At 61.6% G+C, this 22911-nt stretch carries 20 protein-coding genes and 1 tRNA gene; 6 read left to right on the top strand and 15 right to left on the bottom strand.

Translation table 11 applies throughout. The features are described 5' to 3' along the window. Positions 1-59: 59 nt before the first annotated feature. The 3 genes from ftsR to pepN form a co-directional block, all read right to left on the bottom strand. Positions 60-803 (bottom strand): transcriptional regulator FtsR, encoded by a 744-nt coding sequence (gene ftsR, locus HLG82_RS04800; protein ID WP_193327557.1) that lies wholly within the window; start codon positions 801-803, stop codon positions 60-62. After that, positions 800-1249 (bottom strand): FHA domain-containing protein, encoded by a 450-nt coding sequence (locus HLG82_RS04795; protein ID WP_193327556.1) that lies wholly within the window; start codon positions 1247-1249, stop codon positions 800-802. Before HLG82_RS04795 ends, ftsR begins: the two co-directional genes overlap by 4 nt. 90 nt (positions 1250-1339) lie before the next feature. Beyond that, entirely contained in the window at positions 1340-3865 is a 2526-nt protein-coding gene (gene pepN / locus HLG82_RS04790) for an aminopeptidase N (protein WP_193327555.1), read from the bottom strand. Positions 3866-3935: 70 nt separating this feature from the next. Between pepN and HLG82_RS04785 the strand changes: the two genes are divergently transcribed. Together HLG82_RS04785 and HLG82_RS04780 are read left to right on the top strand one after the other, a co-directional pair. Beyond that, a complete protein-coding gene (locus HLG82_RS04785; protein ID WP_193327554.1) occupies positions 3936-4697 on the top strand; it encodes a dimethylarginine dimethylaminohydrolase family protein in 762 nt (253 codons plus the stop codon). 96 nt (positions 4698-4793) lie between these two features. Next, positions 4794-4867 (top strand) — tRNA-Pro (locus tag HLG82_RS04780). Between the two features lie 180 nt (positions 4868-5047). Here the strand turns inward: HLG82_RS04780 and HLG82_RS04775 are convergent. From HLG82_RS04775 to xerD, 8 genes are read right to left on the bottom strand one after another with little or no spacing between them, the layout of a single operon-like run. Continuing rightward, a complete protein-coding gene (locus HLG82_RS04775; RefSeq protein ID WP_193327553.1) occupies positions 5048-6172 on the bottom strand; it encodes a 6-phosphofructokinase in 1125 nt (374 codons plus the stop codon). A gap of 45 nt (positions 6173-6217) precedes the next feature. Then, on the bottom strand, positions 6218-7630 hold the full coding sequence (der, locus tag HLG82_RS04770; RefSeq protein ID WP_193327725.1) for a ribosome biogenesis GTPase Der: 1413 nt from the start codon (positions 7628-7630) through the stop codon (positions 6218-6220). Between the two features lie 25 nt (positions 7631-7655). Then, the gene (locus tag HLG82_RS10580) at positions 7656-9440 is read right to left on the bottom strand and encodes a prephenate dehydrogenase (protein ID WP_193327552.1); all 1785 of its coding nucleotides are present in this window, start codon (positions 9438-9440) and stop codon (positions 7656-7658) included. Continuing rightward, positions 9437-10192: a pseudouridine synthase gene (locus HLG82_RS04760; protein WP_193327551.1), complete on the bottom strand. Its 756-nt coding sequence runs from the start codon at positions 10190-10192 to the stop codon at positions 9437-9439. The genes HLG82_RS10580 and HLG82_RS04760 overlap by 4 nt, the downstream gene beginning before the upstream one ends. Then, positions 10189-10743 (bottom strand): SMC-Scp complex subunit ScpB, encoded by a 555-nt coding sequence (gene scpB, locus HLG82_RS04755; protein ID WP_193327550.1) that lies wholly within the window; start codon positions 10741-10743, stop codon positions 10189-10191. Before scpB ends, HLG82_RS04760 begins: the two co-directional genes overlap by 4 nt. Continuing rightward, positions 10736-11584 (bottom strand): segregation and condensation protein A, encoded by an 849-nt coding sequence (locus HLG82_RS04750; protein ID WP_193327549.1) that lies wholly within the window; start codon positions 11582-11584, stop codon positions 10736-10738. Before HLG82_RS04750 ends, scpB begins: the two co-directional genes overlap by 8 nt. After that, positions 11584-12441 carry a ParA family protein gene (locus HLG82_RS04745; protein WP_281388912.1) on the bottom strand — a complete coding sequence of 286 codons (858 nt, stop codon included), beginning with the start codon at positions 12439-12441 and terminating at the stop codon, positions 11584-11586. Before HLG82_RS04745 ends, HLG82_RS04750 begins: the two co-directional genes overlap by 1 nt. Before the next feature lie 30 nt (positions 12442-12471). Beyond that, positions 12472-13416, bottom strand: a complete 945-nt coding sequence (gene xerD / locus HLG82_RS04740; RefSeq protein ID WP_193327548.1) for a site-specific tyrosine recombinase XerD — start codon at positions 13414-13416, stop codon at positions 12472-12474. An 86-nt stretch (positions 13417-13502) separates the two neighbouring features. Between xerD and tkt the strand changes: the two genes are divergently transcribed. From tkt to HLG82_RS04720, 4 genes are all read left to right on the top strand, one after another. After that, the gene (gene tkt, locus HLG82_RS04735; protein WP_193327547.1) at positions 13503-15596 is read left to right on the top strand and encodes a transketolase; all 2094 of its coding nucleotides are present in this window, start codon (positions 13503-13505) and stop codon (positions 15594-15596) included. 10 nt (positions 15597-15606) lie between these two features. Further along, positions 15607-16704, top strand: coding sequence for a transaldolase (gene tal, locus HLG82_RS04730; protein WP_193327546.1), 1098 nt, complete (start codon positions 15607-15609; stop codon positions 16702-16704). A 65-nt stretch (positions 16705-16769) separates the two neighbouring features. Next, positions 16770-18299, top strand: a complete 1530-nt coding sequence (gene zwf, locus HLG82_RS04725) for a glucose-6-phosphate dehydrogenase (protein ID WP_193327545.1) — start codon at positions 16770-16772, stop codon at positions 18297-18299. Positions 18300-18306: 7 nt separating this feature from the next. Next, a complete protein-coding gene (locus HLG82_RS04720) occupies positions 18307-19221 on the top strand; it encodes a glucose-6-phosphate dehydrogenase assembly protein OpcA (RefSeq protein WP_193327544.1) in 915 nt (304 codons plus the stop codon). Positions 19222-19286: 65 nt separating this feature from the next. Here HLG82_RS04720 and secG read toward each other — a convergent pair whose 3' ends face one another. From secG to gap, 4 genes are all read right to left on the bottom strand, one after another. Continuing rightward, a complete protein-coding gene (gene secG / locus HLG82_RS04715; protein ID WP_193327543.1) occupies positions 19287-19532 on the bottom strand; it encodes a preprotein translocase subunit SecG in 246 nt (81 codons plus the stop codon). A 111-nt stretch (positions 19533-19643) separates the two neighbouring features. Beyond that, a complete protein-coding gene (gene tpiA, locus HLG82_RS04710; RefSeq protein WP_193327542.1) occupies positions 19644-20420 on the bottom strand; it encodes a triose-phosphate isomerase in 777 nt (258 codons plus the stop codon). Further along, complete coding sequence (locus tag HLG82_RS04705) at positions 20421-21614, bottom strand: phosphoglycerate kinase (protein WP_193327541.1); 1194 nt, start codon at positions 21612-21614, stop codon at positions 20421-20423. It abuts the gene before it with no gap. A 155-nt stretch (positions 21615-21769) separates the two neighbouring features. Continuing rightward, positions 21770-22774: a type I glyceraldehyde-3-phosphate dehydrogenase gene (gap, locus tag HLG82_RS04700; protein ID WP_193327540.1), complete on the bottom strand. Its 1005-nt coding sequence runs from the start codon at positions 22772-22774 to the stop codon at positions 21770-21772. Positions 22775-22911: the final 137 nt, after the last annotated feature.

Genomic DNA, 22911 nt, shown 5'->3' with positions numbered 1-22911 from the left:
AAACTTGGTCGGTGTGTCTTCCTGCCGTGTCTCAAGTATAACTTTAAGTTTTTGCCGGCCTAACGAAGCTGAACGTCGATATTTTCCGTCAGCAACGCCCGGTAAAGATTGGTCAGCATCGTTGCCATTTCAGCGGACTCGTTGACCACGCGCTCCTTTGCCACCGGCGTGTTTCGCGCACGCTCCGTTGCCAGTTGGGAGACGACGTTGGTCGCGTGTGAGTGCGCCGAGTTGCGCACCTGGCGTAGGCTCCGCAGATCCATGCCGGACTCCCCGAGCATCTTGGAAAAGCGTACGATGTCGACGGCGTGGGCGGTCAGCCGTCCACGCGCGTCCGGGATCAGCATGCCCGCCGCGATCAGATGATCGATCTCGGTCAAGGACGCGCCCGTCAACGCCGCGAGTTCGTCCTTATGGATGCGCGTTCCCGGGGTCGGGCGGGCGTCGTCGGGCAAGGCTCGCATCCGGCCGGGATGGTCCTGGCTCGCCTGTCCAGAGTCGAGCTGGCTGAGCATTTCCTTGATCTGCGGGAGCGGAACATAGCGATCACGCTGTTCGATCAAAATGAAACGCAGGCGCTCAACATCGGCGAGAGAGAATATGCGCTGGTTCGAATCCGTGCGATAGGGCTCTATGAGCCCCTGGGATTCGAAATAGCGGATCTTCGATGACGCCAAGAAAGGAAACTCACGCCGAAGCTGCGATGTCACTTCACCGATCTTCAGTGTCGGTTCGTGAGAAACCTCTTGAGGCCATGTGCGAGGGAGCTCAGCTTCCTCAACACGCTTAGCCTGAGGACTCATTCGCCCGCCTGACGTGAACCATAGAAGGTCAGCTGGTACTTTCCGATGCGCACCTCATCGCCATCGTTCAGCTTCGCCTCTTCGACCTGCTGCATGTTGACGTACGTGCCATTGAGCGAGCCGGAATCGCGCACGAAGAAATTGCGGCCGGAGCGCACGAACAGCGCATGCTTGCGCGAGACCGTCACATCGTCGAGGAAAATATCCGACTTCGGGTGGCGCCCAACGGTCGTGGTATCGGCGTTGAGCAGGAAGCGAGCACCGGCGTTGGCACCGGTGAGGGCGATGAGAAGCGCGGAGGTGGCAGGAAGAGCGTTGATGGTGGCGGTATCTTCGGGATCGAGGCCATGAACCATTTGTTGCGGTTCAAGCGGCACTCCAATCGCCGTAAAACGCGAGGTCGACGTCGGATCGACCCCCTGCGGATGCACCTCAAAATCTGCCATCGCTAGCCCCTCTCTGTTCTTCCTACAACCTTAACGCACTGGTGAATCAGTGTCATTGTCGGCCGGCAAATTTCTCCAAGTTTCCGCGTGTCACCAGCGTGTCGCCTGCGCACGTAGCATGCGCAGGTGCTCGTGGCGGCAATCGAGAATAATCTTGCGAAGGCTGGCCGGTGCCTGCTCGTGCGTCGCCAACCATTCGTCAGCCGCAAGCACCTGAGCGTTGCGCTGAGGAGAAGCAGAATCGAGGTCGCTCATGGGGTACAGACCGTAAATGATGCGCTCGGCAATTTCCTGGGAGTGCGTGGTCCAGATGTCTTCGAGCCGGGCGAAATAGTCTCCCACGGCCGCGGCGGTTTCCCCCGCACGCAACGGCTGACGAAGGCCGTTGATCAGCGCCTGGACGTGATCATTGGACAAGCCACCCGCGACAACCTTGGCAAGGGCATCCGCGGAAGCCCCCGGTAGGCTCGCCGTGGCTTCCAGATACGCGACGACGTCGGCGGCCGTCCCGGTTCGCGCCAGCTCGGCGTCGAGATCGTCAGTACCCAGACTGCCAGTTGCGGCACGCGCCGTCAGAAGCATCCACCGCAGATCTTGGTCGGTCGTCTGGGCGAGGAGCTCGACGACGTCGTCGTCCCGGTCCACCAGCAACTCGCCCGCGCGGGCTACTGCACGGGTCCAAATAAGGCGAACGTCGGCGTCCTCGGAAGCGCGCTTTGTCGCAGCGGCGTCGAAGAAGGAACTGAGCGACTCGATTCGGGTCTGGATCGGCGTGAAGGTACGCAGCGCCGCTACGGCGTTCATGACGCGGCTCGAGAGCAAGCCCGAACCGGTCCCCTCCCCCGAGCGCACCACGAAATCGGCGAAGTCGGCGGCGGACAGCAGCCCGTCGCGAACCATCTCCCACAGCGCGGAGCTCACCACGGACCTGGCGAGCGGATCAGCCAGCTCGTGTGCCATGGCGGCTTGCAACGAGCGCTCGTCGAAGGCGATCTTGATGTAGGACAGCGCCTCGTCGTTGGGGAGGATGAGATCGATGCCCTCTCCCCCGATAGCCTCCCACTCCACGAGCTGGGTCTGTGTCAACTCGACATCCACCGACGCCACGCGGTTAAGCACCCCGTCCTCAATGCGCCAGCCTGACACTTTGAGCAGGTGGGGGCGCGTGATGGACAGGCCGGTCAACGGCTCTGTCCCCACCTGTCGCAGCTGGACGCCCTCGGGCCTGCGCTCGACAGCGACGGTCGACACGCCCGCCGACTCCAGCCACTGCTTGGCCCACGAAACAACGTCCTTACCGGAGACCTCGCCCAACGCGTCAAGGAGGTCATGTAATGTGGCGTTCGCGAAGGCCCTGTCCTTGAAGAGCTTGGCGGCACCGGCAAAGAAGTCATTTTCGCCAACCCACGCCACGAGCTGGCGCAAAACGGCCGCGCCCTTGGCATAAGTGATGCCGTCGAAGGCCTGGTCGGCAGCCTCGAGGTCGACGATGTCTGCCACGATCGGATGCGTGGTCGGGTACTGATCGTTACGCAACGCCCACGCCACTCGCGAGCCGGCAAAGTTCTCCCATCCCTCGCTGTACTGCGTAGCGGCAACCATCGCCCACGCACCCATGAACTCGGCGAAGGACTCCTTCAGCCATAGATCGTCCCACCACACCGGCGTCATGAGGTCCCCGAACCACATGTGACTCATTTCGTGCAGAATCGTATTGGCCCGGTTGGCACGCTGGGAACGCGTGGACTGCCCCCGGAACACGTAGGCGTCCTCGGAGAACGTCACGCAGCCGGGATTCTCCATGGCACCCAGGTTGTATTCGGGCACGAAGACCGAATCATACTTGCCCCACGGGTAGGGATAGTCGAAGACCTTCGGCAGCACGCCAAGTCCCTGCTTGGTCACCGTCACGATGTCATCGATGTCGAAATGATCCTTGAGAGACGTTCGGCAGTAGAAGCCGAGGTCGATCGTCTGCCCGTCGACCTCGGCGACGTCCTTAAACTCGTGGTACGGGCCGCCAATGAAGGCCGTCAGATAGGTCGACATTCGCTTCGTCGTCGCGAACTCATGTCGCACAACGTCGTCGCCCAGGCTGTTCTTGCCTGCTTCGCTCGCGCTGACCTCGGCGCCGTTTGACAGGACGACCCACGACCGCGGCGCGGTGATTGTAATGGCGAAGGTCGCCTTAAGATTGGGCTGTTCGAAATTTGGGTAGACGCGACGGGCATCGGCCGGCTCGAACTGCGTGTACAGATACGTTTCGTTGTCGACCGGGTCACGGAAGCGATGCAAGCCCTCGCCGCTCGTTGAATACGTTCCGCGTGCCGTGACCTCAATGGTGTGTTTGCCGGCGGGAATCTCGAGGTAGATACGTGCGCCATCGAAGGTAAAGTGTACGACGGCGTCGTCAACACGAACCTCGGAAACCTCCGGTCCGATAAAATCAAGGAACGTCTCTGCCGTCTCGCTGGAGGTCAGGGCGATGCGGCTCACCACGCCAAAGGTGGCGAGGGAGCTTGGGGCCTCCGTTACGTCAAGGTCGATCTGGTAGCCGTCCAACTCGAGGTACTCGGCACGGCGATGGGCTTCGGAACGCTTCAGGTTTTCAGTCACAGCGCAATTGTCCCGCCATCAATTTCTCGTTTCAAATCAAAGGTCGGGCCCAAAGTTATACGCTGGATGTATGGAATTGACATACGCACTCGTTCGCGAACCTTCACCCAAGATGGATCAGGGTCAACTGACGCACCTCGATCAACAAGATATGAGCCCGCAGCTGGCACGTGTTCAGTGGCACTCCTACTGCGATATTCTTCGAGACTTTACCGAGGTGGTGGAGGTAGAACCCACCCCCGAGCTGCCCGACTCGATCTTCGTGGAAGACACGGTCTTTACCTATGGAAACCTCGCGGTGAAAACCAAGATGCACCCGACCCGCATCCAAGAACAGGAAAGCCTCGTGCGAGTGCTCGTGGAGCGAGGTTTCGATGTGGTCGACCTTCCGCAGGGAGCACATCTCGAAGGCGGTGATTGCCTCAAGTTCGGCGGAAAGGTCTGGGTTGGGCTGTCAACTCGATCCAATAAGGCGGGCGTGGACGCCTTACAACGCCACCTCGACCCCATGGGCGTCGAGGTGGTTGGCGTGCCCGTCGAACGAGCCTTGCACCTGAAGTCTTGCCTCACCGCGTTGCCCGACGGCACGTTCATCTCCCATCGCGACTATGCGCCACCGGCACAGCACTTTCCGGGCCTACGCTACGTGGAAGAATTTCTCGGCACCCAGGTGGTCATCGTGGATGAAAAGACACTCCTGATGTCCGCCTCTGCGCCCAAGACCGCCCGATATTTGCGGGCCGAGGGCTTCGAGGTTCTCACCACGCCGATGACGGAAATTGAAAAGATGGAAGGCTCGGTGACGTGCCTGTCCGTGCGTGTTCGCAGGTAGACGTTTCGGCCGGGTGAGCTGTACCACCCTCAAACGAGAGGATCGGTTTGGCAATTGTGGGGATGTTTCGGCTAAGATCTATACGTCCACACGACACGGGCTATAGCGCAGTTTGGTAGCGCACTTGACTGGGGGTCAAGGGGTCGTGGGTTCAAATCCCGCTAGCCCGACTCACAAAAGTCTCGCGACACGAGTTGTTGTCGCGAGACTTTTTCATCTTCGGGGGCGGCAGGCCCGGCCGAAACCGTATTAAGCTGATCCGCGCTGTATTAACCTACGCCAGTTTAATTGGGTCGGAGCCAGCTTAATGCTCGAGCGCGGGCGTAAGTGCCGGCGGTTGCGCGTAGCTACTAGTCCCCCATGGCGGTGCCGACTTCGCGGGCGGCGCGAATCCACTCGTGATCCGTGGGAACGTACTTGACCTTGCCAGCGACGGACTCCAAGTCAACCAGTTCCGTCCCGTCGCCGCGATCGGCCACCATGACGTTGAACTGGCCAGCGGCGATCGCGTCAGCTCCGGCAACTCCAAGCCGGGTTCCGAGCAAACGGTCAGCGCCATTCGGCGTACCACCACGCTGGACATGGCCGAGGATGGTGACGCGCGCTTCTAGGCCCGTCCTTTCCTCAAGTGCCTCAGCAAGTGCCAGCGACGTGCCGCGATGAGAATTTTCAATAGCCTTGACCGATTGTTTGGCGATCGCCTTGGCTTCGGGCGAGGAGGCATCGCGAACGAGAGTGCGCGCGAATTCGAGCTGCTGAGCCTCCTCAATCGGCATCGCTCCCTCAGCCACGGCCACGACCGAGAAGCTGAGTCCGTGCGAACGGCGTCGTTCAATCTTTTCCACGATCGCGTCCACCGAGTAGGGAATCTCGGGAATGAGGATGACGTCGGCGCCACCGGCGATACCCGCTCCGAGAGCGAGCCAGCCAGCTCGGTGACCCATCAGCTCCACCACGATAATGCGATGGTGCGAATGCGCGGTTGAGTGAAGGCGATCCACCGCCTCCGTGGCGATCTCAAGCGCAGTCGAGAAGCCAAAGGAGCTATCGGTATAGAGGATGTCGTTGTCGATCGTCTTGGGAAGATGAAGAACGTTGAGGCCGGCCTCGGCCAGGCGATGAGTATTCTTCGCGGTTCCTCCGCCACCGAGACACACCAAGGCGTCCAGCTTGTCGGCATGGTAGTGATCAACGATGGTGGGGATCATGTTCGTCTTCTCCCCATCGACCATCATCTTGTGGACCTTGTCCCGCGACGTGCCGAGGATCGTACCGCCCGTCGTCAAGATACCCGATAGTGCCTTAGCATCAAGCTCGACGAAATGATTCTCCGCCAGCCCACGCATGCCGTCGCGGAAGCCTAAGAGCGTCCAACCATAGTTTCCGATGGCTGCCTTGCCGAAGCCGCGGATGGCGGCGTTCAGCCCCGGGGCGTCGCCACCAGCGGTCAAGATACCAATTCGCTTAGTCGTCATGAAACAATTATGGCCTAGACCGGGCGGCTCCGTCACAGAAAGGCGCTATTTACGCTGGCGGCGCTCCCGCACGCGGACCGAGATCTCCACGGGCGAGCCTGTGAAATCGTAGGTCTCGCGCAGGCGGCGCTCGATGAAACGGCGGTATCCGTGATCGAGGAAGCCCGTGGTGAACAGGACGAAACGGGGAGGCTGCGCGGCCACCTGAGTCGCGAAGAGGATACGCGACTGCCGGCCTCCGCGAACCGGGTGCGGATTGGCGGCCACGAGCTCGCCGAGCGTCGAGTTGAGCTTTCCGGTGGGAATGCGCTTGTCCCACGATTCCAGGGCCTTCTCCATCGCGCGCGTGAGCCGGTTCGTATGCCATCCGGTCTTCGCCGAAATATTGATGCGCTCCACCCACGGCATCTGAACAAGCTCGCGTTCGATCTCCTTGTCCAGTTGCGCGCGCCGGTCGTCGTCAACGAGGTCCCACTTATTGCAAATGAGCACCATCGCCCGGCCAGAATCGATCACCTGTTGCATCACACGGATGTCCTGCTCCGTGAGGTCCTGAGAGGCGTCAATGAGAACAAGCACGAGTTCCGCGTTATCCACCGCGCGCTGCGTGCGCAACGAGGCATAGTAGTCGGCACCCTTCTGGAGATGGACACGACGCCGGATACCGGCCGTGTCGACGAACGTCCACAGCTGGCCGTCTAGCTCGATGGTCTCGTCCACCGGGTCGCGGGTCGTGCCAGCCAGATCGTTGACCACCACGCGGTTTTCGCCCGCGAGCTGGTTGAGCAAGGAGGACTTGCCCACGTTCGGTTTGCCGACGAGGGCCACGCGGCGCGGACCCTCCCCCGGCCGTTCGCGCCGGACGCTGGAGACCTTGGGCAGAATGCGCATGGCCTCGTCGAGGAGATCACCGGAGCCGCGGCCGTGAAGCGCCGACACCGGGAACGGCTCACCTAGGCCCAATGACCACAGGTAGGCAACGTCGGCCTCCTGCGCGGGCGAATCGACCTTATTTGCGGCCAGTACAACAGGCTTACGCGAACGGCGAATGAGCTCGATGATGCGCTCGTCATCATCGGTGACACCCACATGTGCGTCAACCACCAGCAGGACTGCGTCGGCTTCGCGGATTGCGATCTCGGATTGGTCGGCCACCGATCGGTCAATGCCCTGCACGTCCAGTTCCCAGCCGCCGGTGTCAACCACCGTGAAGGGCCGGCCATTCCATTCGGCGTCGTAGTAGACACGATCGCGCGTCACGCCAGGCGTGTCCTGGACGACGGCGACACGGCGGCCGACCACGCGGTTGACCAGCGTCGATTTACCAACGTTCGGCCGTCCCACAATGGCAAGCACGGGATTGGTCGGTGCGGCCTCAACGGGGGCCAGCTCAAACTCGAGGTCGAGGAGGGCTGCGTCGTCGGCCTCCAGCTCGTAGTCGTCGAGCGAGGCGCGCATCAGTTCGTACTGGCGCTCATCTTCTTCAGTCACGGTAAGCCTCCGGAATTAGGGAAATGACGGTGTCGACGACATCATCAATGGTCATGTTCGAGGAGTCGATCGTCGTCACGCCGTCCTCGGCGACCGTAAAGTTCGACACGGTCGAATCGTCGCGGTCACGGCGAAGAACCTCGTCACGCGTGGCCTCGATCGCCTGGCGGTCCGCATTTCCGAGGTTTTCCTTCGCCCGGCGAGCCAGGCGCGCCTCCTCCGAGGCGGTCAGTAGGACGCGAACGGGAGCATCGGGGGCCACAACGGTGGTGATGTCACGCCCCTCCACGACGATCCCGCGGCCTTGCGAGTGGCCCGACGGCGTCGTCTCCTCGGCGATAATCGCCTGCTGCATGCCCACCAGCTCGGCGCGCACGGCAAGGTTAACCGCAACCTTCGACACGACCTTGGCCAGGTCCGACGTACGGATGGCGCCCGTGATATCGCTGTCGGCGCAGACGAAGCGCTGGTCGCGCGGATCCAGATCGATCGACAGCGGCATGTTCTGGGTGGCGCGCAGGACGCTCTCTTCATCGTCAAGATCGATGCCCTCGTGCAGAGCCCACCAGGTGGCCGCGCGATACATCGCGCCCGTATCGAGGTAAGACAGGCCGAGCTCGTCCGCCACGCGTCGAGCGACCGTCGACTTGCCGGAACCCGACGGGCCATCAATAGCAATCACTAGCGGCTGGCGATTCTCAGTCCTCACGACTCTCCATCCCCTCTCTTCGAGCCCGCGCTCCAACGGCAGGCCCTGTTGCGGATTGACCTTCAAGATAACCCTGCCCACCTGCTGCTTGGCAGAATGTTCCATCTCGAGGTCTTCAATATTTACACCGATGTCGCCGATCTCGGCGAAAAGCTTACCCAGCATGCCGGGCTCGTCCGGGATCAAAACGATCACTTCCGCATACGAGGCGCGAGCCCCGCCATGTTTGCCGGGAATACGTGCCACTCCCCTGTTGCCATCGGCAATCACGGACGAGATGCGGTCGAGTCCGCCACCTTGACGATCGAGCGCCGACACGAGTGCTCCCAAGCGGGCAGAAATGCCCCGCAGGACGCCCGCGATCTGCTGGCGGTTGCCGCTAATGATCGACGTCCACAGAAGCGGGTCCGACTCGGCAATACGCGTCACGTCGCGCAGGCCCTGGCCGGCCAGATCGAGCGCTTGTGCGGGAGCATCGCGAAGCGCGCTGGCGACGAGCGAACTCATGACTTGGGGCATATGGGACACGAGAGCAACCGCGTGATCGTGCTCGGCGGAATCGAGCATCACCACGGCCCCGCCCATGTCGACGGCGAGCGTGCGGACGGTGCCGATCGCCGCAGCCGAGGTGCGCTCATTGGCCGCGATCACCCACGGACGGCCAACGAACAGATCCGCGTCCGCCGCAATAGCACCGGACCGTTCCTTGCCCGCCATCGGATGGGAACCGACCCAGCGCTCGAAGCCGGGATGACCCTCAAGCTCGAGGCGAATCTGGTCCTTAACGGAGGCAACATCGGAGACGACGGCGTTGGGGAAACGCTCCAAGGCGGATCGCACGGCCGGCGCCGTCACGTCAGGCGGGATCGCCACGATGACGAGTTTGGGATCCGCCACGGGATCCAACGAGCCCGCGCCGAGGTCCCGAGCTAAGGCGGCCGCCACCGGAGAGGCATCCTCGAGGTGCACGCTGACCCCCGCACGGCGAAGCCGCAAGGCGATCGAGGTCCCCAAAAGGCCGGTGCCGATGATCAGCACCGGAGATTGGGTCAGCACGGTGTCTTTCACAGATCCACCATGCTCATGAGCGCACCCAGCTCGGAGCCTGCGACCGTGCGCACCTGACCGGGCTTGAGCCGCCCGATGGCGATGTTGGCAAACTGCGTACGGACGAGATCGATCACGGGGAAGCCGACCTCCTCCATCATTCGACGAACGATCCGGTTACGCCCGGAGTGCAGGGTGACCTCGACGATGGAGTGCCTCTTGCCCGCCTCACGAATGACGAACCGATCGACCTTGACCGGGCCGTCGTCGAGCGTGATGCCCTTTTCGAGCACCTTCGTCAGCCCACGGGTTACCGTACCCTCCACCCGAGCGATGTACGTCTTGGGCACTTCGTAGGAGGGGTGGGTAAGACGGTGGGCGAGTTCGCCATCGTTGGTCAAAAGGATGATGCCCTCGGTCTCCGCGTCGAGCCGGCCGACGTGGTAGAGGCGCTCCGTTCGCTCAGCCACATAGTCGGCGAGGGTCGCGCGGCCCTGGTCGTCGCTCATGGTGGAGACGACGCCGCGCTCCTTGTAGCACACGAGGGTGACCTTCGTTTCGTCGAGCTGGACCCGGTTGCCATCAACGTGAATGACCGCGGTTTCCGGGTTGACTCGAATTCCGAGCTGACGAACAACGACGCCGTCCACACACACGCGTCCTTCTTCAATGAGCGCCTCGCATGCTCGCCTCGAGCCGACGCCCGCGTGAGCGAGCACCTTTTGCAGACGCTCGCCGTTGGCATCATGCAGGTCCTGTACGCGGCGGCTCATCGTAGCTCCTTTTCGACGTCGTCAAGATCGGCGTCATCTGGTAGGTAGGGTGCCAAGGGGGCAAGGTCATCCAGGGAATTCATTCCCATCTTCTCAAGAAAGAGTGGCGTAGTGCCATAGAGGGACGCCCCGGTTGCGGCCGTCGTACCGACCTGCTCGACGAGACCTCTCGTCACCAAAGTTCGAACAACAGAGTCTACCTCAACACCGCGAATTGACGCGATTTGAGCGCGGGTGGTCGGCTGACGGTAGGCGATCACCGCGAGCGTTTCGAGCGCTTGGACCGAAAGGCGTGTTGATTGGCCGGCCGTGATGAACTCGCCTACGACCTCGCTGTAGCGCGGATGGGAGTACAGACGCCACCCGCCTCCGACCTCCCTGAGAAGGAATCCGCGCTGGTCACCGGCATATTCAGCGGCGAGTTTGCGCAGAAGCCTCAACGTTTCAGCCTCCTCCAGCTCGATTGTTTGGGCGAGCCTGCCAAGCGGCACCGGATCAGGTGCGACCATGAGGATTGCCTCAAGTGCTCCTCTCTGGAATTCCTCACTCATTGCGTTGCTCACTTTCCACGTGCTGTTCTGTACCAGGATTGGGTTCTGCGCTCCCCCACTCGGATTCGTCGACGTCGCGGGAGGGAATCTCCTTCGTCAATCGGGTGACGTACAGCGCGGCGAGCGGCCCCTCTTGAGCGACGTCGACCTCTCGGTTTCTCAGCATCTCGAGCACCGCGAGAAATCGGGAGACGAGCAGCGAGACTGAGTGTGCCTCCCGGCACAGCTCCCGAAACGACACCCTATCGCCGACGATGAGCCGCTCGCGAAGGTAAGCTACCTGGCTCTCCACGGGAATGAGGGGATCATGAAGGTGATCAAGTGTCACCTCATGGGGTGTGCGGGTGAACGCGCGGGCAGCCATGCGCGCCAGATCGTCGAGGTTGATCCGAAGGTCGACCTCGGGCAACAACCGCCGGAAACGATCCTCCATCGGCACGTCACGCGGATGGGACAAGGACTGCACACCAAGCGTCGCGGCGAGGTCGGCCGCCACGTCCTTGAATGCTTTGTATTGAAGGAGCTTGGCGAACAGTAAATCCCGGGCCCCCAAGAGTTCGAGATCCTCGTCCTCCGAATCGTCGTGCGGTAGCAACCTGGCGGCTTTCATATCGAGCAAGGTCGCAGCCACGAGGACAAACTCAGACATTTGTGATAGGTCTGCCTCGTCTTGGGCTCGGACGAAGGCCACGAATTCGTCGGTTACCTCGGCGAGCGACACCTCGGTAATATCAAGCTTTTTGCGGGAAATTAGGGAAAGGAGGACCTCAAACGGCCCCGAGAACACGTCGAGATCAACCGCGAATCCGTCGGAGCTAAAGAGGTCCTCGCCCTGACTCACTACGGCGCGCCGCCGCGGGAAATGAGCTCGCGCGCCAGGCGGCGGTACGCCTCCGCTCCCTTGGATTTCGGGTCGTAGGCGGTGATCGGTTCGGCGGCGATCGTCGCGTCGGGGAAGCGCACGGTGCGCGGAATCTGGGTGTCGAATACTTTGTCAGCAAACTGCTGGCGAATCGTCGAGATGACCTCGCGCGCGTGCAGCGTGCGGGTGTCGACCATCGTCAACAACACGCCGTCAACGGTCAGCTGCGGGTTGAGCCGATCCTGGACGCGCTCGATCTGGTCGATGAGGAGCGCCACGCCGCGCATGGCGAAGAACTCCGCCTCGAGCGGGATCATGACTCCGTGTGCCGCGGTCAGCGCATTGATCGTGAGGAGGCCGAGCGAAGGCTGGCAGTCGACGATGATGACGTCGTACTTGCCAACCACGGGCCGCAAGACCCTCATGAGCGATTGCTCGCGGGCCACCTCATTGATGAGCTGGATTTCGGCGGCGGACAGCTCGATATTGGCTGGCACAATATCCAGGTTCTCGGTGGACGTGTGATGGATGATACGCGTGATGTCAGGCTTGGCCGAGAGCATCTCGTCGTAGAGGGTACGCTCGAGCATCATCGCGTTGATGCCCACGCCCGCCGACGCCGCGCCCTGCGGATCGAAGTCCACAATCAACACCTTCCGACCGTATTCAGCAAGCGCCGCGGCGAGGTTGATCGACGTCGTCGTTTTGCCCACGCCGCCCTTCTGATTACACATCGCGATGATGCGCGCCGGGCCGTGGGAATCAAGATCCGGAGGCAATGGGAAATCGCGGTCCGGATCCAGTTCGTTGAGAAGATCAGTCTGTACAGGAGTCACGACACTAATCTACCCGATCCATCATGTTTCTTACGTGTGCAAGGCACGCGGGTGGGAACTGGCATACATTTCACGGAGGGTCGTTCCCGTCACCTTCGTGTAGATCTGCGTGGTTGTCACCGACGAGTGCCCGAGCATTTCCTGGACGATACGAACGTCTGCCCCGCCCTGGAGCAGGTGGGTGGCAAACGAATGACGGAACGTGTGCGGCGAGACGCCCTCGATCCGGGCTCGTTGGGCTATCTCGGCGATCGCGTTCCACGCCGATTGCCTCGTCAGCGGCTTTCCGCGCTTGTTCAAGAATAACGACGCCGTCCCCGTGCCCTTCGCAGCCAGCGCTGGCCGGCCCCGAACCAGGTAGGCCTCAAGCGCCTCGACCGCGTAGCGCCCGAGTGGCAGGAGGCGTTCTTTACGCCCCTTGCCGAAGAGGCGAATAGTCGCCGAATCGAGGTCGATATCGCCGGCCGTGAGCCCCACGGCCTCGGAGATGCGCGCGCCCGTGCCGTAGAGGATTTCGACAAGGGCGCGATCGCGAAGCGCGACGGTCCCGTCCCCGAACGACGCCGCCTCAATGAGCCTATTCATTTCTTCAACGGTGATGGCCTTCGGGAGTCTGCCCCCAAGCTTCGGAGGGTGAAGGTCGGCTGTGGGGTCCGACGTCGTGCGCCCTTCGAGGAGAAGAAACTCGTGGAGGCGGCGAATGGCCGTCGTCATTCGGGCCACGGACGATGTGGCGAAAGCCTTTCCGGAACGCCCCTCACGCAGGTAGTCGACGAAGGAGACGGCGTCCTCAGCGGTTGCGTCCGTGAAGGCCGAAACGCCGCGGGTGCGCAGATGCGCGACGTAGTGGTCAATGTCCCGGCGGTAGGCGGCGATCGTGTGCTCGGACAGCGAACGTTCGACACTGAGGTGGGCGAGATATTGGCGGATATCGGCGTCAAACGTGTCACTATGCACTTCTGCGCGTCTACTCATGTCCCTTCCTCCCTTTGTGAGAAATACACGTAGGATTAATGCTATCGGCACTCGGACTACGTGCCCCAATAGTAAGGAGAATATTCATGACGACGTTTGAATGGAGCGATCTCGACCAGAAGGCCGTTGATACCGGCCGAGTTCTCGCCGCAGACGCTGTCCAGAAGGTCGGCAATGGCCACCCGGGAACTGCAATGTCGCTTTCCCCTGCCGCCTACGTCCTCTTCCAGAAGGTCATGCGCCATGACCCTCACGATGACCAGTGGCTCGGCCGCGATCGCTTCGTCATGTCGGCAGGGCATTCCTCCCTCACCCAGTACGTCCAGCTCTTCCTCGCAGGCTACGGCCTCGAGATGGACGATCTCGCGGCTTTGCGCACCGAGGGCTCCCTCACTCCGGGACACCCTGAGTATGGGCACACCAAGGGCGTCGAGATCACCACCGGTCCGCTCGGCCAGGGGCTGTCCTCCGCCGTCGGCATGGCCATGGCCGCCCGCCGCGCGCACGGCCTCCTCGACCCCGACGCCCCCGAGGGCGAGTCCATCTTCGATCACTTCGTGTACGTCATTTCCGGCGATGGCTGTCTCGAGGAGGGGATAACCTCCGAGGCTTCCTCGCTCGCGGGCACCCAGAAGCTGGGCAACCTCATCCTCATTTACGACGATAACCGCATTTCCATTGAAGACGACACATCGATCGCCTTCTCCGAGGACGTCCTAGCTCGTTACGCGGCTTACGGCTGGCACACCCAGCACGTGGATTGGCTCAACGGTGGCGATTACCACGAGGACGTCGAGGCCCTCTTCAACGCCATCGAGGAAGCCAAGAAAGTCACGGACAAGCCCTCGATCATCAAGCTGTCCACCATCATCGCGTGGCCGACGCCAACCAAGCAGGGAACCGGCGCCGCACACGGCGCCGCACTGGGCGAAGACGAGATCCGTCAGACGAAGGAGATCCTCGGCCTGGATCCGGACAAGTCCTTCTTCATCGCCCCCGAGGTTCTTGAGCACACCCGTTCCCAGGCCGCAGCGAAGGCCAAGGCTGCCCGCGAAGAATGGCAGGCCAAGTTCGACGAGTGGGCGGCAGCGAACCCGGAGCAGAAGAACCTGCTCGAGCGCCTCCAGGCACGCGAACTGCCCGAGGCCTTCGAAGACGCCTTCCCCACGTTCGAGGCCGGCAAGGCGGTTGCCACTCGCGCCGCATCGGGCGTCGTCCTGAACGCCGTGAAGGATGTTCTGCCAGAGCTGTGGGGCGGTTCGTCCGATCTGGCCGGATCGAACAACACTCTCCTCAAGGGCGAGCCGTCCTTCTTCCCCGAAGACCGCTCCTCGTCGATGTTCCCCGGCAATGCTTTCGGCCGTAACCTTCACTTCGGAGTTCGCGAGCATGGAATGGGAGCGATCGTCAACGGAATCAGCCTTCACGGTTTGACCCGCCCGTACGGCGGCACCTTCTTCGTATTCGCCGACTACATGCGTCCGGCCGTACGCCTGGCAGCGATCATGAAGACCCCATCCATCTTCGTCTGGACCCACGATTCGGTGGGCGTTGGCGAAGATGGTCCGACCCACCAGCCCATCGAGCATCTGTGGGCCTACCGTGCGATTCCAGGCCTCGATATTGTTCGCCCCGCCGACGCCAACGAGGTCTCCTACGCGTGGCGCGGCATCCTCGAGCGCACCGACCGCCCGGCAGGCATCATCCTCTCCCGCCAGAACCTTCCCGTGCCCGCACGTGGCGAGGGCGAGGCAACAGCCGACACGCTTGCCTCCGCCGAGGGCGTTCTCAAGGGCGGTTACGTCCTAGCGGACGCCGAGAGAGTCGACGTCGTCCTCATCGCCACCGGCTCGGAGGTCGCGGTTGCCCTCGAGGCTCGTCAGGAGCTCGCCAAGGAAGGCATCGGTGCTCGCGTCGTTTCCATGCCGTGTATCGAGTGGTTCACCGAACAGGACGAGGACTACCGCGAGTCGGTCATTCCTTCGTCGATCAAGGCGCGTGTCTCCGTCGAGGCCGGTTCTACCTTTGGTTGGCGCACCTTCGTCGGCGACGCCGGACGCATGGTGGGCATTGACCACTTTGGCGAATCCGCCGCAGGCGATCTGCTCCTCGACAAGTACGGCATAAACGCCGCCAATGTCGCACGGGCCGCCAAGGAATCTATCGCGGCAGCGAAGTAAGGAGACTTTCATGACCAATCTTGCACGACTGTCCGATCTGGGCGTCTCGATCTGGCTCGACGACCTCTCGCGTGGCCGCCTCACAAGCGGCAACCTCGCCCAGCTCATCGCGGAGCACAACGTCGTTGGCGTCACAACCAATCCGGCGATCTTCCAGGCCTCGATCTCGGGCTCTGACGATTACCGAGAAGACGTCAAGCGCCTCGCAGACAAGGGCTTGACCGCCGAGCAGATCATTACGGAACTGACCACGGACGACGTCCGCCGCGCCTGCGATGTCTTCGCCGACACCTTCGCAGCGAGCTCGGGTTACGACGGGCGTGTCTCGATCGAGGTCGATCCGCGCCTCGCACACAATCCCGCTCCGACCTTGGCCCAGGCCAAGGAGTTGTGGGCCAAGGTTGATCGACCCAACGCCATGATCAAGATTCCCGCCACGGCCGCCGGGCTTCCGGCTATCCGCGAAGCTATTGCTGAGGGGATCTCCGTCAACGTTACGCTCATCTTCTCCGTTGAACGTTACGAAGCGGTCATCGATGCCTACCTCACCGGCCTCGAAAAGGCGCTAAAGAACGGCAAGGACCTGTCCAAGATCCACTCCGTCGCGTCTTTCTTCGTTTCCCGCGTGGATACGGAAATCGACAAGCGTCTGGAAAAGATCGGTGGCCAGTCCGCGCTGTGCATGCGCGGCAAGGCGGGAGTGGCGAACGCGCGCAACGCCTACGCCGCCTTCGTCAAGCACTTCGAAGAATCCGATCGTTTCCGCGACCTCGAGGAAGAAGGTGCGAACCTTCAGCGGCCGCTGTGGGCATCCACCGGGGTGAAGAATCCCGACTACTCCCCCACCATGTATGTCGACCAGCTTGCGACCAAGTTCGTCGTCAACACGATGCCCGAGGCAACGTTGTGGGCTGTTAAGGATTCGGCGCAGTTCGATGGGGACACGGTTCGCCCCAGTCTTGATAGCGCGAAGAACACGATGGATCACCTCGTCCTACTCGGCATCGACCTGCCGCAGGTTGCGGCCCAGCTCGAGGAAGAAGGTGTGGAGAAGTTCGAAGCCGCCTGGGAGGAGCTCATTGACACAGTGAGTGACGCGATGAACTAGGTAGTACAATTCAGGTGCAGGGTGGCTCGTTGAGTCACCCTGCACCTGTTGTAGAAGGGTGAAATATGGAAAAAGAGTGGGTCAATCCTCTCCTGTCCGACTCGGACACGCGTATGTTGCGCGTTGCTAGCCCATGTGGCTTGGTCCTTTTCGGCATCACCGGCGACCTGTCGAAAAACAAGATTCTTCCGGCGATCTACGATCTTTCGCATCGAGGATTGCTTCCAGCTTCGTTCACGCTCATCGGCGTCGCGCGGCCAAAGGCGTCCATCCCCAACCTCGCCGCCTGGGTGGAAGACGCGATCCGGGACGGCGCGAAGACGGGCATCGACGAGACCGCTCTGAGTCAGCTAATGGCGGGTTTCCGCGTCGTTGAGGGAGACTATGACTCCCCCGAGACGTTTTGCCAGCTCAACGCCGCGCTCTCGGCCGCCGAAAAGGAGCGCGGGACGGGCGGGAATTATGCCTTCTACCTCGCGATCCCGCCCACGCTCTTTCCGCAGGTGCTCACCGAGCTCAAGGAGGCCGACCTCGACAATCACGACCACGGCTGGCGTCGCGTGGTGATCGAGAAGCCCTTCGGAAACGATTTGCGTTCGGCCCAGGAGCTCGACCGCATCGTCACCGACGTCTTCGACGAGTCCTCCATCTTCCGCATCGATCACTATCTTGGCAAGGAAACGGTTCAAAATATCCTCGCCCTGCGCTTTGCCAACGAGCTCTTCGAGCCTATCTGGAACAACGCCCACGTCGACCACGTCCAGATTACGATGGCCGAAGACATTGGCATCGGCTCACGCGCGGGCTACTACGACGGCGTTGGCGCGGCACGCGACGTGATCCAGAACCACCTTCTCCAGCTCTTGGCGCTCATCGCGATGGAAGAACCCACGAGCTTTGAGGCCGATGCGCTGCGACGCGAGAAAGAAAAGGTTCTCACGGCCACGCATCTTTTCGGCAACGCTGGTAATTCCTCCGTCTTTGCCCAGTATGCTTCCGGGTGGCAGGGCGGGGAAAACGTCCGCTCGTATCTCGATGAGGACGGCGTCTCTCCCGATTCGCGGACGGACACATACGCCGCACTACGGCTCGGAATTGATACCCGGCGGTGGGCGGGCGTGCCGTTCTACCTGCGCGCAGGCAAGCGCCTCGGTCGCCGCGTGACCGAGGTCGCCCTCGAGTTTCGCCGCCCGCCCTTCCTCCCGTTTACGGATGAACAGGCAGCGGGAATGGGCTCGAATACGCTGGTGATCCGCATCCAGCCCGACGAGGGCGTGACCTTCCGTTTCGCCTCGAAAGTGCCGGGAGCGCAGATGCTGCTGCGCGATGTCACGATGGATTTCGGCTACGGGCACGCCTTTACCGAATACGCTCCCGAGGCCTACGAGCGACTCATCCTCGACGTCCTCCTCGGTGAGCCGCCGCTCTTCCCTCGTCAAACGGAGGTGGAGCTGAGTTGGAAGCTCGTCGACCAAGTCACGAAATATTGGGAGAATTCGTCACGTCCCCTTGAAACCTATGAGCCGGGCTCGTGGGGGCCTCTCGCCTCAGACGCCATGCTCGGGCAAGACGGACGCACCTGGCGCCGACCCTAGGAGAATCATGCAGATCATTTCGAACACCACCTCAGCGCGGCTGGCGCGCAAGCTCAACGACAACCGCGGCGAGGGCGGGTCAGCGCTAGGCAAGGTACTCAACCTCATCGCCGTCGTGAAGGACGAGGACGGCGTCCGCTCCGTCGTCGAATCGGCCCTCGACGTGGCTCAGGCTCATCCGCTTCGCATCATCGTCGTCCTGCCTGAGGCCTCCGACGAGGCCGAACCACACCTTGACGCCGAAATCATGGATCACGAGGACGTCGGCTCAGCCGAGGTCATCATCCTGCGCCCATACAACGGCGCGGGCACCAACCAGGTCTCCCTCGTCATTCCGCTACTGCTCCCCGACGCGCCCGTGTTCACGTGGTGGGTGCAGGAAGCTCCGCGCAATCCTTCCGACAACGGCCTGGGACAGATTTCCTCCCGCCGCATCACCAACGCCAACTCGACCCGGAATCCCGTGGCCACGTTGACGCAACTCGCCCAGCACCGACAGCCTGGAGACACGGATATCACCTGGGCTGGCATTACCATCTGGCGCTCGCAGCTGGCGGCGCTCCTCAACGAGGCGCCACACGAGGAGGTTACCCGCGCCGAGGTCGGCGGCAACACGAATCGAGCTGGCTCCAACATGCTGGCCGCGTGGCTCGCGCTCCGGCTCGGGGTGCAGGTCAAGCTCGTCCACACGGACGCCGCAGGAATCGACTCAGTCATCCTCCATCGCGCGTCGGGGCCGTTGACCATCAAGAGGCCCAAGGACGGCGACATCGCCGTTCTCTCCCGCCCCGGCCGCTCCGATCTGCAGATCTCGATGCCCATGCGGACCCTCCAGGCCCAGCTCATTGAAGAGCTTCGAACCGTCGGTGATGACAGCGAGTTTGCGGCGGTGATCAGCGAGGGCCTCGGGCTCATTCAGTAAGCCCAAGGCCACAACGGTCGCACGAAAAAACGCGCCCTCTCGGGCGCATTTTTCACACTCTCACTCTAGGACTGAATCTTCGTGATCAACCCAATGAAGACGACGGACAGTGCCCAGACGATCGCGACGCCGATCGTGATGCGGTTCAAGTTGCGTTCTGCGACACCTGAGGAGCGCATCGAGGTCGAGATACCGCCACCGAACACGTCGGAAATGCCTCCGCCACGGCCCTTGTGAAGCAGGATCGAGCCGATGAGAAGCAGGCTCGACAGGACGAGCAGAACAATGCAGATGACAAGGAGTGCCTGCACGATAGAAACTCTTTCATTCGGGGAGGACGCTGAGCGTCAAAGTACCGTTCTAGTGTATAGCACGGGAGGGGAACGGCGTGAATGCCGCTCCCCTCCCGTGTGTGATATCGCTTAAGCGAGGAAGGTCACGATCTTGGCGAACTCCTCGGCGTCGAGCGAGGCACCACCGACCAGGGCACCATCAACGTCAGGCTGAGCCATGATGTCCTTGACGTTGGACGATTTCACCGAGCCGCCGTACTGGATACGCACGGCTTGTGCAGTTGCCTCATTGTACAGCTCGGCGACCTTGCCACGGATAGCGCCACAGACTTCCTGAGCATCCTCCGGGGTAGCGACCTCGCCCGTGCCGATGGCCCAGATGGGCTCGTAGGCGATAACGGAGGTTGCTACCTCGTCGGCGCTGAGGCCAGCGAGCATGTCCTCGATCTGGCCGAGGACGTATTCGACCTGACGGCCTTCCTTGCGCACGTCGAGTGCCTCGCCGCAGCACATAATCGGAGTCATGCCGGCGTCAAGCACCTTCTTTGCTTTCTGACCCACGAGCTCGGAGGTCTCGCCGTGGTACTCACGACGCTCGGAGTGACCGACGACGACGTAGGTGCAACCAAGCTTGGTCAACATCGCGGTGGAAATCTCACCCGTGTATGCGCCCTTGTCGTGGATGGAAACATCCTGTGCGCCGTAGGCGATCTCGAATTCTTCGCCGTCAACGAGGGTCTGAACAGAACGGATGTCCGTGAACGGAACGATGACCGCGGCCTGCGTGGTCGCGAAGTCGTGCTTGAGATCCTTGAGTGTCAGGGCAAGCTTCTGAACGAGGGAGATGGCCTCGAGGTGATCGAGGTTCATCTTCCAGTTGCCTGCCATCAGCGGGGTGCGGGTCATTTAGTCCTCCAGAACTGCAATACCGGGAAGCTCCTTACCCTCGAGGTACTCGAGGGAGGCGCCGCCACCGGTGGAAATGTGATCAAACTTTGCTTCGTCGAAACCAAGGTTGCGGACAGCCGCGGCCGAATCGCCGCCGCCGACGATGGTGAAGCCCTCGGCGTTCTCCATCGCCTCCGCGATAGCCTTCGTGCCGTTGGCGAATGCCGGGAACTCGAAGACGCCCATCGGGCCATTCCAGACGATCGTCTTCGAGTCGGCGATCGCATCGGCGTAAAGCTTGCGGGTCTGCGGGCCGATGTCAAGGCCCATCTCGCCTTCGGGCATGGCGCCCGTGTCGTAGATGGAGGCCGGAGCGTCCGCGTTGAATTCGGGAGCGGTGACGTTATCGACCGGAACCAGCATCTCGACGCCGGCTTCCTTTGCCTTCTTCAGATACTCGGCAGCCTTCTCGACGAAGTCCTCTTCGAGGAGCGAGGTGCCAACCTCGTTGCCCATTGCCTTGAGGAAGGTGTAAGCCATGCCGCCGCCGATGAGCAGGCGGTCTGCCTTGTCGAGGAGGTTATCGATGACGCCGAGCTTATCCGAGACCTTCGATCCACCCAAGATCACGGTGTAGGGACGCGCGGGATTCTTCGTCGCCTTCGACAGGGAGTCGATCTCCTTGAAGACCAGCTCACCTGCGGCACTCGGAAGCTCCTTGGCGATGTCGTAGACGGAGGCCTGCTTGCGGTGTACAACTCCGAAGCCGTCAGACACAAAGGCGTCTGCCAGAGCCGCATATTCCTTGGCCAGCTCCTCGCGCTCGGCGTCCACCTTCGAAGACTCGCGCGGATCGAAACGGACGTTCTCGAGCAGGACGACGTCGCCATCGGCCATCTCGGAGGTCAGGGCCTTGGCAGACTCACCGACGGTATCCTCGGCGAGCTTGACGTCCTTGCCAAGCAGCTCGCCAAGACGCGCCGCCACGGGCGCAAGAGAGAATTCAGGATTGACCTGACCCTTGGGGCGACCAAGGTGTGCAGAGACGATGACCTTCGCGCCGGCGTCGATGAGGCGCGTGAGAGTCGGAAGAGCGGCACGGATACGGCCGTCGTCGGTGATGTTCTTTTCCTTGTCGAGCGGAACGTTAAAGTCCGAACGAACAAAAACCTTCTTGCCGGCGAGATCGCCGAGCGAATCAATGGTCCTCATAAAATCTCCTCATAGATTTTTAAGACAACAGTCGTCATCCACGCAAGTGCTCGGAAGGCTCACGCGCGATACGACTTTTCTGGTGAAAGTGCCCGCACATGTCACGCATGTGCGGGCACTCAATTCACTGGTGCTCTACGAGCGCGTCGGAAGGCTTAGAGCGACTTGCCAACGAGAACGGAGAGGTCAACGAGGCGGTTCGAGTAGCCCCACTCGTTGTCGTACCAGGAAACAACCTTCACCTGGTTGCCGATAACCTTGGTCAGGCCAGCATCGAAGATCGAGGAGTGCGGATCGGTCTCGATATCCTTCGAGACGATCGGATCCTCGGTGTACTTCAGGATGCCCTTGAGCTCGCCCTCAGCAGCCTTCTTGATGGCGGCATTGACTTCCTCAACGGTGACTTCGCGCTCGGCCTCGAAGGTGAGGTCGGTAGCGGAGCCCGTGGGGGTCGGAACGCGCAGTGCGTAGCCGTCGAACTTGCCCTTAAGCTCCGGGAGCACGAGGGCGACAGCCTTAGCGGCACCCGTGGAGGTCGGGATGATCGACAGGGCAGCGGCGCGTGCACGACGCAGATCCTTGTGCGGGCCGTCCATGAGGTTCTGGTCAGCAGTGTATGCGTGAACAGTGGTCATGAGGCCCTTGACGATACCGAACTCGTCGTTGAGAACCTTAGCCATCGGTGCGAGGCAGTTGGTGGTGCAGGAAGCGTTCGAGATGATGGTGTGCTTGGCAGCATCGTAATCGCCGTCGTTAACACCCATGACGATGGTGATGTCCTCGTTCTTCGCCGGAGCGGAGATGAGAACCTTCTTGGCGCCAGCCTCGATGTGCTTCTTGGCATCCTCAGCGTTCGTGAAACGACCGGTCGACTCGATGACGATGTCAACGCCAAGCTCGCCCCAGGGGAGGTTGGCGGGATCGCGCTCAGCGAATGCCTTGATGGCGTGATCACCCAGCTTGATCTCGTCATCGGTGTAGGTGACGTCCTTGTCAAGGGTGCCGAGGATCGAGTCGTACTTCAGCAGGTGTGCGAGGGTCTTGTTGTCGGTGAGGTCGTTAACAGCAACGATCTCAATATCCGCGCCCTGCGCAAGAGCTGCACGCGTGAAGTTACGGCCGATACGGCCAAATCCGTTGATTCCAACCTTAATGGTCACTCTTGTCCTCCTTGTGTGGACGTGCCACACGTTGTAGATGGATAAACGGGAAGTTCCCGCAACGATCGCTGGGCTCGCATCTCGCGTGGCCGCTCACGTTTCCTTCAGATTCTACAACGAAATGACGCTCACAGTCA

It is taken from the genome of Trueperella pecoris, from assembly GCF_014926385.1.
Lineage (GTDB): Bacteria > Actinomycetota > Actinomycetes > Actinomycetales > Actinomycetaceae > Trueperella > Trueperella pecoris.
The sequence above is the reverse complement of the archived record's forward strand: the minus strand, read 5'-3'. Positions and strand labels throughout refer to the sequence as shown.